The organism is Gordonia sp. LMA484, from assembly GCF_058129505.1.
This window is the reverse complement of record NZ_CM176700.1, coordinates 5,858,987-5,872,492: the sequence shown is the minus strand read 5'-3', so window position 1 is coordinate 5,872,492 and position 13,506 is coordinate 5,858,987. Positions and strand designations below refer to the sequence as shown.

Genomic DNA, 13,506 nt, shown 5'->3' with positions numbered 1-13,506 from the left:
GTACCTGAAGCGGCAGGCGCAGGGACAGGCGCAGTGGCAGGCGCCTGGGCGCGAGCCGAGTACGGTGCGATGGTGGGCGTGTACGGCGGCCCCGTCGGCGTTGCCGCCGGAGCGGTGATTGGTGGTATCGCGGCCTGATCGGCGGGAGCTTCGGGAAGCAAATTGGAGGGCTGTTCGGTTGAGCCAGATCGATATCTATGAACGAGTACGGCTGATGTCGGTATCGGCGGCTCGCGTTGTTGACCCTCGGACCATTCCCGGTGAGGTTCGACTGGATTCTGATCAGCTGCAATGGCAGCAGGATCACAGCGGCCGGGAACTCGGTTATTTGATGACCCTGGTTGCACCCGAATCGCTGATGGCATCGTTCCGTGACAACGTCTTTGTGGTGGTCACTCGGTTCGTCGTTGACTGCGGTGTTGACGTCAACGATTCGCTGGACGAAGCGTTTAACGAAGCTCGTCAATTGCCTCACTGGACAGAACAACGAGCCGAGCGATTCCCCATCACCGACCGAAACGAGGGTGGCACCATTCAGGCAGGCTCGTTCCAGGACACGTCTGCGCGCTGGTTGTTCACGGTGAACAAATACGTTCTGTACCAACGGGGAAACGTCGTGTACCTGCTCCAGTGCACCGGTACTACATCGTCCGAGAGCACGGACACCCGGGGATCGCTGATTCGGACCGTGCAGTCCGCACACCTGGACGACTGAGGGGAGCTTTCGATGGTGACTCGCGCGACCACAGTTCCCGACCTCGAAGCCGCACTTGCAACAGAGGTGACCTTCACACCAGATCCCGCCGATACCGGGTGGTTTCGTGGCAGAGCAGCCGCGGCAACGCTCTACCTTCGAATGGGCAACTTCCCCGATGAACACCTTTATTCGCTCTATTTGGGTCATGGCCGCTGGATGGACTTCACCTCCACACCCGACACGTGGACGGTCGTCACAAACGCAGACTGGCCCGCCGCCGCACGGCCGCGGCTCCCGAAAGGCCAGTTCCATGAATGACTTTCACGTCGCCGTGCCCGCGCTCAGCCAAGACCAGCAGGACTACCTGTTGTCACGGTGGAACGAGTCCCACCGCCGCTGGTTGCCACCGCGCCTGAGACACTGACAGTCGGTACGGTGGCCGTCGTAGCCACTGCTACCGGCATGGGTGTCGGGGACCTCGCGTACCAGACAGTCCACGAGCATTGCGGCGAAGACATTCACGAGCATGGCGTCGTCGCGAGAATCGGGCATGGCATGAAGTCGGTCGGAGGCAATACCGGCCACCAGAAAGCGGACGACACAGCCGGCTTCGCGAAAGACTTAGCGCGCAGCGCGAAAGCGTTTAGCACGGGCTGTTCTGATGGCGCGCACGGCCCGACGACCCCCGGTGAAGGCGATGAGGAGTCTTGGAACCACCTGGTATGACAGGGGCTTCGCATATTGGCTCAGGCGTGCGGTCTACGCCGGCTACACGCTTATTGCCTGCGCCTTCGCGGTAGCGATCGAGGGCACGTTTCTCTACCTGCTCATCGCCGATCTAGGGGTTCGTTCGCCTGCTGCTGCCGCCATCGCTCAACCTCTTTGACGGCGTCGAACTCCTTCTGCGTCAAATACTTCTGGCAGCTGACGATCACTCCTCCGACAACACTGCCCCAAGAATGCGAAAGCGCTCAAGACTCAGCTACGCATCACGCCCGTAGCTTCAGTCCGGTCTCACCCGCTGACCGTTACAGTGGTCCACGAATCTTGTGGTCAGCCGGTGCGACGAGAGATCCCCGACGTCTCCCGTGATTGCGAACGCAGCCCGAACGCGGGAGACGCTATCGCGCTGGGCCAGTTGGCCACGGCCTTGCGAGCCGGTGACTCGTCGGCGATTCGCCTCGGCATCCGACGGTGCGCCCGCGGATGCGGCGACGCGCCATGCGGGATGTGGACTCGCTCCGAACAATCGCCGGTGTCGGCGTTGACAGGTTCGACTCCGCCGACGCTCGTGGGCGCACGCTGCACGCCAACGATTCGCACGACCTCTGCACGCAGCTTGGCGGTCTCCCTCTCGAGCCGCTTGATCCGTTTCTGCGCCACCTTGTCGAACTGGGACAGATCCGACCGAAACCGTGCCATCTCGTCTTCGAGGCGGGCTGTTGCGTCGCGCTTCTTGCTCATGCTGGGCCATCCTTGGTGTCGAACCTAGCCTCAGGGTAGGCGTCACCAGGCCGTATGCATCGGAAGCAGAAGTTGTGTCGTTCTCGCGAAGCGGTCAGCCCGGCTGTTCGGGCCAGTCGATCCGGTACTCGACCTCGTCCACCTCGAGGCCCCACACCATGTCGCGGCGTGTGCGGCCGGTCGGCGTCCACCCGTGCGCAAGGTAGAACGCCTCGGCCCGCTCGTTGCCGACCAGCACGAACAGCGTCGCCGACGTGTACCCGTCGGCGCGCAGCTGCGCACACGCCACGTCCATCAACGCCGTCCCCACACCGGAGCGCCACCGATCGGGGTCGACATACAGCGCCATCAGCAGGGCCTCGTCGTCACCTTCCGGGCTGATGACCACGACACCAGCAACAGCGTCGCCGTCGACGCCGACCCATGCGCGCGGACTATGGGGCTGGTTGAACGTGTAACTCGACGCGCGGTCCTCGGGTCGCATGGCGGCGAGTGCGTCGGCGGGCAGCAGCCCTGTGTACCCGACCTGCCAAGAACGCACATGCATTTCCGCCACCGGCATGGCGTCGGCGGGCGTGGCGGGGCGGATGTGCACGGATTCATTGTGCTCTCAGTCCGCTCATGACACCACGACGGCGACGGCGAACCCTCCCAACGTCAGCGCGCACCCGATCACGACGGCAGTTGCGGCCCGTCGGATCGGCCCGGGAATGATCATGCAGACCGCAGCGACCACAAGAATCAGGACGTCGATGAACAAGCCCAGGCCCCAGAGGAATTGGATCGCCAGCCAGCAGAGCACGATGGCTCCGACGATGATGAACGGTGACTCTTTCCCGATGAAACGCTTGTCCATGTGCGTCACCCGCGACGCGCAGTTCGGTGTTCGCGTACACGCGTGACAGTCAGGTACTCAGGTCTATGGTTCATTTCGATTTCGTCCTCGCGGTTCGTGGGCCGGTTCGACATCAGCTTTACCTCGCCCCCGGCAGAGTTGGCGGGTTGGCCGGATCACCTAGTGGTGTGTATCGTAAATAATCGTCTAGTCGTTAGGTATGATTTCAGTATGAGCGCGCCTGCAGCACCGTTGGCTTTGTCGGCCGGTGAGCGAGAGACGTTGGAGAAGTTGACCCGTAGCCAGCGGGTGCCGCATCAGCAGGTGTTGCAGGCTCGGGTGTTGTTGATGGCCGCCGATGGGGTGGCCAACATTCGGATTGCTGAGGAGGTCGGGGTGCGCCCGGCCACGGTGCGGGCGTGGCGCAACCGGTATGCCGAGGACGGTTTGGCGGGGTTGGGGTTGATCCGAAAGGGCCGCGGTCGACGTTCGTCGATCAGTGAGGAGAAGATCGCCGAGATCGTGAGGTTGACCAAGACGACCACGCCGCCGGGGCACACGCATTGGTCGTGCCGCACGATGGCGAAGAAGGTGGGTGTGAGTCCTTCAACGGTGCAACGGATTTGGTCTGATCTTGACCTCAAACCGCATCGGGTCGACTCGTTCAAGGTGTCGAATGATCCGCGGTTCGAGGAGAAGCTGATCGATGTGGTGGGACTGTATGTGAACCCGCCGGAGAACGCGATCGTGTTGTGTATGGATGAGAAAAGCCAGATTCAGGCGCTCGATCGCACGCAACCGTCGTTGCCGCTGGTGGAGGGGCGGGCCGGCACGATGACCCACGACTACAAACGCAACGGCACGACGACCTTGTTCGCGGCGTTGGATGTGCTGACCGGTTCGGTGATCGGTCAGTGCCTGCCGCGTCATCGCCACAACGAGTTCATCAAGTTCCTCAACACTATCGACAAGCAGGTGCCGGCGGGGTTGGAGGTCCATCTGATTCTGGATAACTACGCCACCCACAAACATCCCGAGGTGAAGCGATGGATGGATCGGCACAAACGGTTTCACTTCCACTTCACCCCGACATCGTCGTCCTGGCTCAACCAGGTCGAGCGCTGGTTTCGGGAGTTGACCGACAAGAACATTCGCCGCGGCATTTTTGGCAGCGTGCCCGAGTTGATCGCCAGCATTGAGGCATTCCTCAACGCCCACAACGATGATCCGAAACCCTACGTGTGGACCGCCACCGCCGAATCCATCCTGGCCAAAATCGCCCGCGCACGCACGACACTCGAACGAGTAGCCAACTAATTCAGATACACACCACTAGTGGGTACGTGCCGGAGATGTCGCCGTTCGGGCGTGGGATCTGACTGCCCGGGGCGAGAGTCACACCTTGTGGGAATCGGTCCACGTCGTCGATCCACTTTCCGAACTCGTGGTGCAGCGGCAGGTTTCCGAGCGGCCCCCACTCGGTGTGGTCCCCCAGGTCATCGCGGTGCAAGGTGTTCGTCTCGCCGTCGGGGAGGTATTGGTAGGTCTCCATCGACGGGAAGTCGGTGACATCGCCCGAGATTCGTGCGCCGTCGTCGCCGGGGGTGACGATCGTCTGTCCGTTCACCGACCAGCCCGCGCTCGCCGATCCGGGTGGAGCGAACGGGTCGGCGGCCTTGTAGTCGATCGCGACAGTGCCGTCGGACAGCTGTTTCGCCGAGACCTCGGGTGTGCCCACCCTGACCTCGCCGGTGTTGGAGTTGACCGACGGGTTCTGTCGCGCAATCACCAACCCGTTCTCGTAGTCGACGACATAGGCGACGCGGGTGTCTTCCGGTGAGAAGTTCTCGTCGAATCCTCGGTTGTCCCCGAGATGCCGTACGAAACCCGGGTCGGTTGGATCGACGCCGCCGACGACCTTTTCACCTGGAATGAACAGTCCGGTACTCACGATGCCCTGTCCAGGAACCGGTTTGATCCTCAGGACGCTGATCGTGGGTGACACGCCCTTGTTCTTCGGGTCGTAGCTGTGCGGGTCGACCATCGCAGCCAGTCTCCAGTCGTTGTCGCTCGCCGGGTCTCGACCGTAGAGCGCCCGAAAGGCAGCAACCTGATTGGCCTTGCGGGCCGCTTGGTTCGTCTCGGGATCATCACCAGGTGGTGTCATCGGTAGCGACCCGTTCGCAGTGTTGATCGCGGCGGCGAGGTCGTCGTCGAAAGTCTCGGCGTGCACGATCACGCGGTTGACGCGGGCCTGCATATCGTCGACCTTCTGCTGATAGGCCTGCCTGTCGGAGGCCGAGGCGTGGGACAGGTCGGGGGGATGCGGGTCGCTGACCTGGTTGGTCTGTGGATCGATGACCAGGCCTGCGGCGGTGGCGTCAGTTTGCACCGCCTTGGCTTCGCGCGACAGTCCCAGTCCCTCCACATAACAGTCCCTGGCCGCAGCGGCGACCTGCCAGGTCTCGTTGCCATGGGCGTCGATATCGACGCGACCTCGGCGGGCCGAGTCACGCGCGGCGACGGCCGCGTCCCCGTCCCAGGTGTGCAAGGTGTCGAGCTCCTTCAGGGTCGCACCCAGGGTCGAACATGTCGTCTGCTGTGCCGAACAGATCGTGAACACCTCCGCGATCTGTTCGGGGTCGAACGCGAGAACTTCGCCGAACGTCACCATCGGTCACAACCGCAGTTCGGGACGACCACTCATGTCCCCTCCGGCGTGCTGAGGTCGCAAACCGATCGCATTGGCGGCATCGGTCGAGCCGTACCGCCAGGCGGTCCGCTGCAGGTTCGTACCGTGGTCGCCGACCATCGCCGCGAGGTTTGTTCCCCGCTGGCGCCAGCCGTCCGCCTTTTGCGTCAGGGCTCGGCCACTGGCGCTGAACAGCCCTGACGCTGCCTCCGACAGCGCGCTGTGGTGTGTCTCGAATGCACGACCTGCCTCCTCGGCTACCCCGAGAAATCTCACCGCCGTCACCACCAGATCATCGAGATCCGCTTCGACTCGACCATTCCCCATGAGGCCCCCTCTGTCGTCATGTGATCGGACGCTGCAGCATCGTGATGTGGACTTGGACGCACCGCGGCGCCGATCGGTTCCACGCAAATTAGCGTGATCGGTGTCTTCGCGCCGTTCGACGAGCGTTCTCGGCGGACCGTCGTGGTCATGGCGGCATCACTTGTTCTTCGAGAAGGGCACCCTCTCGACGAAGGCGCAACAGATCCTCACACATGAGATCCACGACGTCGACGCCTCGCAGACCATGACCCAGAAGGCTCGTGGTGTCGGCACCATCGTCTTGTTCACAGTGCGCAGCGGAAGCGGTATGCGTGAACGTGTGGAGCTCGTCGACATCGACAATTTCCGCGAAGGTGTCGCCGCGCTCAACCACGTCGCACATCAAGCACGCGGACGTCTGCGGACCCAGATGCAGACACAGCACGTCAACTACACCGGTGTTCCGGCCGCATCTGCGGTAACAGCGCCGCAGCCCGCGACGCCGGCATCGGCTGTCGACCTCAATGTGGAGCTCGCACGGCTGGTCGCATTCAAAGAGCAAGGCGTGCTCGACGACGAAGAGTTCGCGGCTGCCAAGCGGAAGTTGCTCGGGCTCTGAGTTCGATCCTGATTGTGGACGGCAGGTAGGCACGATTGCGTCCCGGTTACGGTCGCTCTCGTCATCGAGATACCTCCGCGGCAATCCGATTCACGGCGACTTCGTCTGCACACTCCTGATCCAGCCACCACCGGGCGATATCGACGCGTCGGGCAAACCACACCTGTGGCTGTGCGGCTGCGTGGTCGAGGAATCGTCGGAGTGCCCGCGCCCGGGCCGGGCGACCGGCCAGCCGCAGGTGCAGGCCGACGCTCATCATGCGGGGTGTGTCGGACGGGTCGGCGAGTAACTCGTCGAGTGTGTCGATGAGTTCGTCGCCGAACTGTCGTCCGGTCGACAGCCCGGGGGTGGTGGCGAAACGCATGTCATTGGTATCGAAGGCGTACGGCAGCACCAGGTGTGGACGTCCGAAAGCATGCTCGTGGTAAGGCAATTCGTCGTCGTAGGCGTCGCTGTCGTAGAGGAAGCCGCCCTCCTCGACGATGAGGCGTCGGGTGTTGGGGCTGGTGCGTCCGGTGTACCAGCCGATCGGTCGCTGACCGGTGGCGTCGGTGATGGCGGTGACAGTGCGGGCGATGTGGTCGCGTTCGGTGGCTTCGTCGATGTCGTGGTAGTCGATCCAGCGATAGCCGTGCCCGCACAATTCGTGGCCCCGTAATGCCATCTCGGCAGCGAGCTCCGGGGAGCGTTCGACTGCCATACCGCAGGCGAACACGGACGCGGGGACTCCACGCTCGTCGAGCAGGTCCAGCAGGCGCCACGCACCCACGCGGGTGCCGAAGTTGTACATCGACTCGGTACGCAGATCCCGTGCGCCGACCCGCGGGTAGCCGTCAGCCACATCGCATCCCGCGTTCTCGGAGACCTCATCGCCGTGCAGGATGTTGTGCTCGGCGCCTTCCTCCCAGTTGAGCACCACACTGACCGCAACGGACTTGCCGTCGGGCCATCGCCAGGTGGGTCGTCGGTCGGCATAGCCACGCAGGTTCCGGGGGTAGGGCTCAGCCATGGCGCGCCGCCTCGTGCGCCTGCCGGTAGGTCCACTCGGCGGCGCCGGTGAGTCGCGCGGCCCACCATACGCTCGCGATGGCCGAGTCGACCGCGTGGTCGACGGTGGTCGACACGTTGGTGGAGATCACCGCGACTGGTCGACCTTCGGGGCCGGCCAGCGCGCTGACCGTCGCGTCGAGGTCGGCTTGCGGGATCTTCGCGAACTCGATGTTGCGGGTGATGCCGCCGGCTTTGTCGACCTCCACCACATAGCCTTTGGCGGTCAGCTGGTCGACGACGCGGCGATGCACCGCATCCGCGTTCGGAGTGTAGAGACCGATGCGCTGTGCACCCACGTCGGCGAGCGCGGCCAGCTGCGCGCGGTGGGTGGTCGACGTCGTGACGCCGGTGCGTGCGGCCATAGCTGCGGCGATGTCGTCGTCGGCCTGTTCGCTGAGCCAGAATCCGGTGGTGCCCGCCCACATGATGGCGTCGCATTCGCAGTCGGCGAGCAGGTCGGCGGCATCGGCCATGACGTTTGGATCGAATTGCTGTGCCGCGCCGTCCCCCACCGACCGCACGCGCACCCGGGTGCACACCGCCGAGATCCCCAGTGCCGACAGCAGTCCGGTGGAGTTGAGGAGCCGTTCCATGGTGGGATTCGACGATGGGACGACGAACCCGATTCGTGGGGTGCTCACGCGCGACACTCCCTTCCGTGGGCGACGGCCAAGGACCGCGGTGCCGGATGTTCGGGCGCCAACCGCTCGGCCAATGCACACAGCGTCAGTTCGGTACCGACACCGCCGACCAGTTGCACGGAGATGGGCCGGCCGTCTGCGCCGCGTCCGGCCGGCATCGACAACGCGGGTAGCGCGGTCAACGACACCGCACGCAGGTGTGCCATCAGCTGGTGGCCACTCATCTCGGTGGCGCCGACCCGGATGCGTTCGGCGAAGCCGACAGCTCCCGTCGGGGCGCACGGCAGAATCACCGCGTCGTAGCCGGTGAGGCGCTGACGCAGCCGCCGCGCGATCCGCGCGGCGGTCGCCCAGGCGTCGCGAACAGTGCTGTCCACCACGATGTCTCGCGGCGCCCCCTCGATGACGGCGCGGGTGTCGCTGCACAGCAGGTCTTCGCGGCCGCCGGCGAGTGCACGGACGGCGGCATGATCGTCCAAGCGCTGCCGCAGCAAGGCGTAGGTCTGCCACGCGTCGCGGAACAGGCCGTCGACCTCGTCGACCTGGAAGCCCCGCGCCCGCGCCTGATCGGCGACGGCGTCGAGAGTCGCCCGCACGTCGTCGCCGACGGGTGCGATCTCCGTTGCGGCGGTGATCAGGACGCGGCCACGTACGGCGCCGGTGGTGGCGAGATCGGAGGATGCGCGCAGCACGTCGGCGATCTTGCCCGGGGTGCGGGCCATCACGCCGGGCACCTCGAGGTGTCCCGCCAGCTGCCAGGGTGCGCGGCCGAAGCCGACGGGGTTGTCGCGGGTCGCCCCGAGGCCACCGATGCGGCCGTCCCGCGGCAGCACGTCGGGTCCGGGCCGCAACCCGTAGATGCCCACGGACTGGGCGGGCCAGCGGATGGAGCCGCCGTAGTCGCCGGCGATCGCGAAGTCCACGATGCCGGTGGCCACCGCGACAGCGTCGCCGCCGCTCGACCCGCCAGGCGACAGATCGGGGTTGTCTGGGTGCAGGACACGGCCGCCGAGGCGGGTGTCGGTGTCGATGCCGAAACCGAATTCGGCGCAATTCGTCTTCCCGAAGAACACCGCGCCGGCCCGCCGGACGCGGCTCACCGCGGTGGCATCGGCGTCGGGCCGGAAGTCGTCGAGGACGAGGCTGCCCGCCCGCGACGGTACCCCGGCGACGGCGAACAGATCCTTCACGCTGAACAGGTCACCGTGCAACGCACCGCCGTCGGCCACGGTGGCTTCGTCGCGCACAGCGTCTGGGTCGACGTGGACGAAGGCGTTCGTCCACGAGTATTCCTCCCAGCTCGAGAGTGCGTGGGCGACGGTCTGGGTCGTCGTCACTGCACCCGCTCACGTTCTGCGCGAACACCGGCTTCGATGCGATCGGCGATGGCCCGCCGCAGGCTGTTGAACTCGGGCGTGGTGGCGTCACGCGGGTGCGGTGAGTCGACCTCGAAGATCTCGGTGACCTGGCCGTCGGCCATGGTGGCGATGCGGTCGCTGAGGACGAGTGCTTCCTCGATCGAGTGGGTGACGAACAGGGTGGTGACCTGTCGTTCCTGCTGCAGCCGCACGGCGAGCTCTTGCATCTCGCGACGCACGTAGGCGTCGAGCGCGGCGAACGGTTCGTCCATCACGAGGACGTCGGGCTGCATCGCCAACGCGCGTGCGATACCGACGCGTTGCGCCATGCCGCCGGACATCTGGTGTGGATATCGCCCGGCAGCGTGTTCCAGGCCGACCTCGGAAAGCTGTTGTACCGCTCGCGCCTTGCGTTCCGATCGGGACAGCTTCAGGTGCCGCAGCCCTTCGGCAACATTGCCGGCGGCGGTCAGCCACGGGTACAGCGTCGGCGCCTGGAACACCACGGCGCGGTCCGGTCCGGGTCCGCGGACCTCGTGATCGCCGACCCGCACGCTGCCCGAGTCGGGGCGTTCGAAGCCGGCCAGCAGGTTGAGCAGGGTGGTCTTGCCGGTGCCGCTCGGCCCGAGCAGCGAGAAGAACTCGCCCGGTTTGATGTCGAGGGTGCAGTCGGCCAGCGCGGTGGTGCACCGTCCCTTCTGCCAGTATTCCTTGGTCACGCCGTGCAGGGTGACCGACGCGGACGTGGTGGTCGGGGGGTCATGCGCGTACTCCAGTCGCGGTGTGCCAGCGCAGCGCCGAGTTGGTGATCGCGCGCAGCGCCATATCGGTTGCCAGACCGCAGATTCCGAGGACGATCATGGCGGCGAACACACCGGGGTAGTCGAGGTAGTTGTAGCAGTTCCAGATGGTGTAGCCGAGGCCGGAGTGCACGGCGAGCATCTCGGAGGTGACGGCCATCATCCAGGCCAGGCCGAGGCCGATGCGCAGGCCGCCGACGATGCCGGGCAGCGCCGCGGGCAGCACCACCGCGAAGGTGGTGCCCCATCGGCTGCGGCCCATCATGCGGGCGGCCCGCACCAGATCCCGGGACACCCCGGATACCGCCACCGTGCTCGACGCGGCGATCGGGAACACCGCGCCGAGGAACACGAGGAAGTAGTTGGTGACCGACCCGATGCCCAGGATGACGATGCACACCGGAATCCACGTGGTCGGCGGCACCGGCCCGAGGATGCGCATGGTGGGTGTGAGAAGTTCATCGGCCCAGCGGGATACGCCGATCAGCAGACCGAGCAGGACGCCGACGACGGCGGCCGACAGGTAGCCGATCGCGACGCGTTCGAGGGTGGCGGCGATGTCGACCCACAGCTTGCCGCTGTAGAACATGCCACCCTGCGAGCTGGTCGCCCAGTCGTTGAGCGTGGCCAACACCATCGACGGTGACGGGATCAGCGCCTTCGGGAAGATCTCGGCGCGCACCACCAGCTCCCATCCGGCCAGGATGAGGATCGGGACGATCGCGCCGACCACGATGCGGCGCACCATGGTTGAGGTGGAGCCGGTGCTGCGCCGGACGTTGCGCGGTGTCGGTGTGGGGATCGGTTCAACGCCGGTCTGTGGCTGCGACTCGGTCAGCAGCATCGCCTCGCTCATTGTGCGTCACCCAGGGCCTGCGCGGGTTGCCCGGTGGCGCCGGCCAGCATGGAGTAGTTGACGTGGTCGCGGATCTGCTGGTCGGTCAGCGGCGCGGGGATCAGTTTCTGGGCGTACATGGCGTCGGCGATCGCCTTGATCTGGGTGAACGGCATCTCGATGCTCGGTGACAGTTGCGGCATGGCCTGGTTGATCGCCGCTTCCGGGACGTTGGTGTACTTCTTGATGGCGTTTACCCAGTCCTGCTGTCCCTCTGGGGTCTTCAGGTAGGGCACCAGATCGCGCATACCTTTTGCGACGGCCTTGACCTGGTCGGGCTGCTGGTCGAGGTAGTCCTGGCTGACCACCACGACGTTGGTGAGGTCACCGGCGGCCTGGTCGTAGGGGTAGTCGAAGTGCTGACCGAACTTCTGGTCGAGGATCTCGGCGGCGAACGGCTGGGCGGGGATGGCGGCGTCGACCGAGTGATTGGCCAGCGCCTGGCCCATGCCCTCGTAGGGCACGTTGGTCATCTCGACGTCGTTGTTGGCGTCGATGCCCTTCGTCGGCAGTTCGAGCCGCAGTTCGATGTCCTGCACGGTGCCGAACTGCGAGGCGATCTTCAGCGGGTGCCCATCGGTTTTGGCCTTCTTGACCGCGTCGGTGAATCCGGCCCAGTCGCCCTCTTTGAGACCCAGTTCAGGGCTGACGACGAAGTCGGAGCCACCGTTGACCTGTCCGCTGATCGCGACGATCGGCAGGCCCTTGGAGATGAGGCTGACCAGTGCGGTGTAGTCGATCTGGCCGACGTTGATCTTGCCGGACGCCAGACCGGTGCTCAGGTCGGACAGTTTGGTGAAGTTCTGGTAGGTGACGTTCTCGCCCGGCATCTTGTCCGGCAGCAGTGACATGGACAGGCAGTGGGCGCACTGGGGTGAGGCCACCACGATCTCGTCGGTGGGTGCATCGCTGCCGCAGGCGGCGACGAACGCGGTGGATGCGGCGATGGCGGTCGCGGCCAGGGTGGTGGTGAGTCGTCGGGTAATTCGTGCTCGGCGCATGGGTGCGCTCCTCCATCTCGGGTGATGACGTGATCCGGCGTGAGCCGACGTCTACGACGGTAGGGAGGCGCGTTTGCCCGTCCGTAACGCGAAAATCAAGCTTGATTACGCAAGTGGTCTTACCAATTTTGCCTGCGGCGTTTAGCGGATGGCTACCCACGTCGCCGGCGTGCCCGCCCGATACGTGGTCCGTCGCCACCGAAGAGGTCACCGCCGATGCGGCACAGGTGGTCTTCCATCGCCTCAGCGGCACGGTCCTCGTCGCCGAGCGCGATGGCATCGAGGATCAGGCGGTGTTCGTCGGCCTGCACGTCGGGCTGGTTGGTGGCGGTGCTCGATCCGTTGAGCAACGTCCACATCGGGTGGGAGGCGACGTCGACGAGTTGGCGGGTCATCCCGGCGATCACCGAGTTGCCGCAGTAGCCGGCCAGTTCGGAGTGAAAGGCCTGGCTGAGCTGGAAGTAGTTGCCGAATCCCCGCTCATGCGTAGAGGTGGCGTCACCGGCATCGGAGGCGTCGATCAGGGCATTCATCCTGCGGATCTGATCGAGATCCAGCCGTCCGGCGCACATCCGCGCCATCGTCGGTTCCAGCTGCAGCCGTGCCTCCAGCAGCTCCTGCGGCGTGGCGTCAAGCAGTCCGAGTGCCGGGTTCTGCATGTGATGGCCGCGCTCGGTGACGTAGCAGCCGGAGCCGCGACGGATCTCCACGATTCCGAAGAGTTCCAGCGCGAGTAGGCCGTCGCGGACCGTGGGACGCGACGTACCGCATTCGGCCGCGAGGTCACGCTCATTGGGCAACCGGTCCCCCGGGGTGAGCCGGCCGGCACTGATCGCAGTGAGCACCTGGTTGACGACCTGCATGTACTTGCGGCCGCCGCCGGGCACCTGGGGCATCTCGGGCACGGGATGAGGGTAGTTGGTCTGACCAGTGGGTGCTGGGGTGGCAACATGACCACGGCACCGGTCGGTGGTCGCGAGCGGTCGATCGTTCCCTCACAACCCTCCAGCCATGTCGTATCCGCTTCTCGACTTCCAGCACGAATTCGGCGCCACCGCGGCCTGGACCTGGTCCCCCACCGAGCGTGGCAATCAGGGGTCGACCTGACCGCACCAGGCCGTGTCGGCTGATCTGAAGCCGTTCACTCC

General features: G+C 65.3%; 17 protein-coding genes. 5 read left to right on the top strand and 12 right to left on the bottom strand.

Going from position 1 to position 13,506, the window contains the following annotated elements; genetic code table 11:
• The first annotated feature begins 178 nt into the window (after window positions 1-178).
• From AC4AMJ_RS26070 to AC4AMJ_RS26060, 3 genes are all read left to right on the top strand, one after another.
• Window positions 179-715, top strand: a complete 537-nt coding sequence (locus tag AC4AMJ_RS26070) for an LpqN/LpqT family lipoprotein (protein WP_489915735.1) — start codon at window positions 179-181, stop codon at window positions 713-715.
• Window positions 716-727: 12 nt separating this feature from the next.
• The gene (locus AC4AMJ_RS26065) at window positions 728-1,015 is read left to right on the top strand and encodes a hypothetical protein (RefSeq protein ID WP_489915733.1); all 288 of its coding nucleotides are present in this window, start codon (window positions 728-730) and stop codon (window positions 1,013-1,015) included.
• Window positions 1,016-1,132: 117 nt separating this feature from the next.
• A complete protein-coding gene (locus AC4AMJ_RS26060) occupies window positions 1,133-1,423 on the top strand; it encodes a hypothetical protein (protein ID WP_489915731.1) in 291 nt (96 codons plus the stop codon).
• 327 nt (window positions 1,424-1,750) lie between these two features.
• On the opposite strand, the gene AC4AMJ_RS26055 is transcribed toward AC4AMJ_RS26060, so the two are convergent.
• The 3 genes from AC4AMJ_RS26055 to AC4AMJ_RS26045 form a co-directional block, all read right to left on the bottom strand.
• A complete protein-coding gene (locus tag AC4AMJ_RS26055; protein ID WP_489915729.1) occupies window positions 1,751-2,161 on the bottom strand; it encodes a hypothetical protein in 411 nt (136 codons plus the stop codon).
• A gap of 94 nt (window positions 2,162-2,255) precedes the next feature.
• Window positions 2,256-2,756 carry a GNAT family N-acetyltransferase gene (locus AC4AMJ_RS26050; protein ID WP_489915727.1) on the bottom strand — a complete coding sequence of 167 codons (501 nt, stop codon included), beginning with the start codon at window positions 2,754-2,756 and terminating at the stop codon, window positions 2,256-2,258.
• Window positions 2,757-2,780: 24 nt separating this feature from the next.
• A complete protein-coding gene (locus AC4AMJ_RS26045) occupies window positions 2,781-3,017 on the bottom strand; it encodes a hypothetical protein (protein ID WP_489898286.1) in 237 nt (78 codons plus the stop codon).
• A 210-nt stretch (window positions 3,018-3,227) separates the two neighbouring features.
• Between AC4AMJ_RS26045 and AC4AMJ_RS26040 the strand changes: the two genes are divergently transcribed.
• Window positions 3,228-4,313: an IS630 family transposase gene (locus AC4AMJ_RS26040; RefSeq protein WP_489895452.1), complete on the top strand. Its 1,086-nt coding sequence runs from the start codon at window positions 3,228-3,230 to the stop codon at window positions 4,311-4,313.
• Between the two features lies 1 nt (window position 4,314).
• On the opposite strand, the gene AC4AMJ_RS26035 is transcribed toward AC4AMJ_RS26040, so the two are convergent.
• Window positions 4,315-5,670: a hypothetical protein gene (locus tag AC4AMJ_RS26035; RefSeq protein ID WP_489915725.1), complete on the bottom strand. Its 1,356-nt coding sequence runs from the start codon at window positions 5,668-5,670 to the stop codon at window positions 4,315-4,317.
• 3 nt (window positions 5,671-5,673) lie between these two features.
• On the bottom strand, window positions 5,674-6,015 hold the full coding sequence (locus AC4AMJ_RS26030) for a hypothetical protein (RefSeq protein ID WP_489915723.1): 342 nt from the start codon (window positions 6,013-6,015) through the stop codon (window positions 5,674-5,676).
• A 100-nt stretch (window positions 6,016-6,115) separates the two neighbouring features.
• Here AC4AMJ_RS26030 and AC4AMJ_RS26025 point away from each other — a divergent pair, with 100 nt between their 5' ends.
• Complete coding sequence (locus AC4AMJ_RS26025; protein WP_489915721.1) at window positions 6,116-6,613, top strand: PH domain-containing protein; 498 nt, start codon at window positions 6,116-6,118, stop codon at window positions 6,611-6,613.
• Between the two features lie 61 nt (window positions 6,614-6,674).
• On the opposite strand, the gene AC4AMJ_RS26020 is transcribed toward AC4AMJ_RS26025, so the two are convergent.
• From AC4AMJ_RS26020 to AC4AMJ_RS25990, 7 genes are all read right to left on the bottom strand, one after another.
• A complete protein-coding gene (locus AC4AMJ_RS26020; RefSeq protein WP_489915719.1) occupies window positions 6,675-7,622 on the bottom strand; it encodes a polysaccharide deacetylase family protein in 948 nt (315 codons plus the stop codon).
• Window positions 7,615-8,304 carry an aspartate racemase/maleate isomerase family protein gene (locus AC4AMJ_RS26015; protein WP_489915717.1) on the bottom strand — a complete coding sequence of 230 codons (690 nt, stop codon included), beginning with the start codon at window positions 8,302-8,304 and terminating at the stop codon, window positions 7,615-7,617. The genes AC4AMJ_RS26020 and AC4AMJ_RS26015 overlap by 8 nt, the downstream gene beginning before the upstream one ends.
• Window positions 8,301-9,641 carry an amidase gene (locus AC4AMJ_RS26010; RefSeq protein ID WP_489915715.1) on the bottom strand — a complete coding sequence of 447 codons (1,341 nt, stop codon included), beginning with the start codon at window positions 9,639-9,641 and terminating at the stop codon, window positions 8,301-8,303. Before AC4AMJ_RS26010 ends, AC4AMJ_RS26015 begins: the two co-directional genes overlap by 4 nt.
• On the bottom strand, window positions 9,638-10,381 hold the full coding sequence (locus AC4AMJ_RS26005; RefSeq protein ID WP_489915713.1) for an ABC transporter ATP-binding protein: 744 nt from the start codon (window positions 10,379-10,381) through the stop codon (window positions 9,638-9,640). Before AC4AMJ_RS26005 ends, AC4AMJ_RS26010 begins: the two co-directional genes overlap by 4 nt.
• Window positions 10,382-10,421: 40 nt before the next feature.
• On the bottom strand, window positions 10,422-11,318 hold the full coding sequence (locus AC4AMJ_RS26000; RefSeq protein ID WP_489915711.1) for an ABC transporter permease: 897 nt from the start codon (window positions 11,316-11,318) through the stop codon (window positions 10,422-10,424).
• Window positions 11,315-12,358, bottom strand: a complete 1,044-nt coding sequence (locus AC4AMJ_RS25995; protein ID WP_489898295.1) for an ABC transporter substrate-binding protein — start codon at window positions 12,356-12,358, stop codon at window positions 11,315-11,317. The genes AC4AMJ_RS26000 and AC4AMJ_RS25995 overlap by 4 nt, the downstream gene beginning before the upstream one ends.
• 152 nt (window positions 12,359-12,510) lie before the next feature.
• Window positions 12,511-13,254: a FadR/GntR family transcriptional regulator gene (locus tag AC4AMJ_RS25990; RefSeq protein WP_489918515.1), complete on the bottom strand. Its 744-nt coding sequence runs from the start codon at window positions 13,252-13,254 to the stop codon at window positions 12,511-12,513.
• Window positions 13,255-13,506 lie beyond the last annotated feature (252 nt).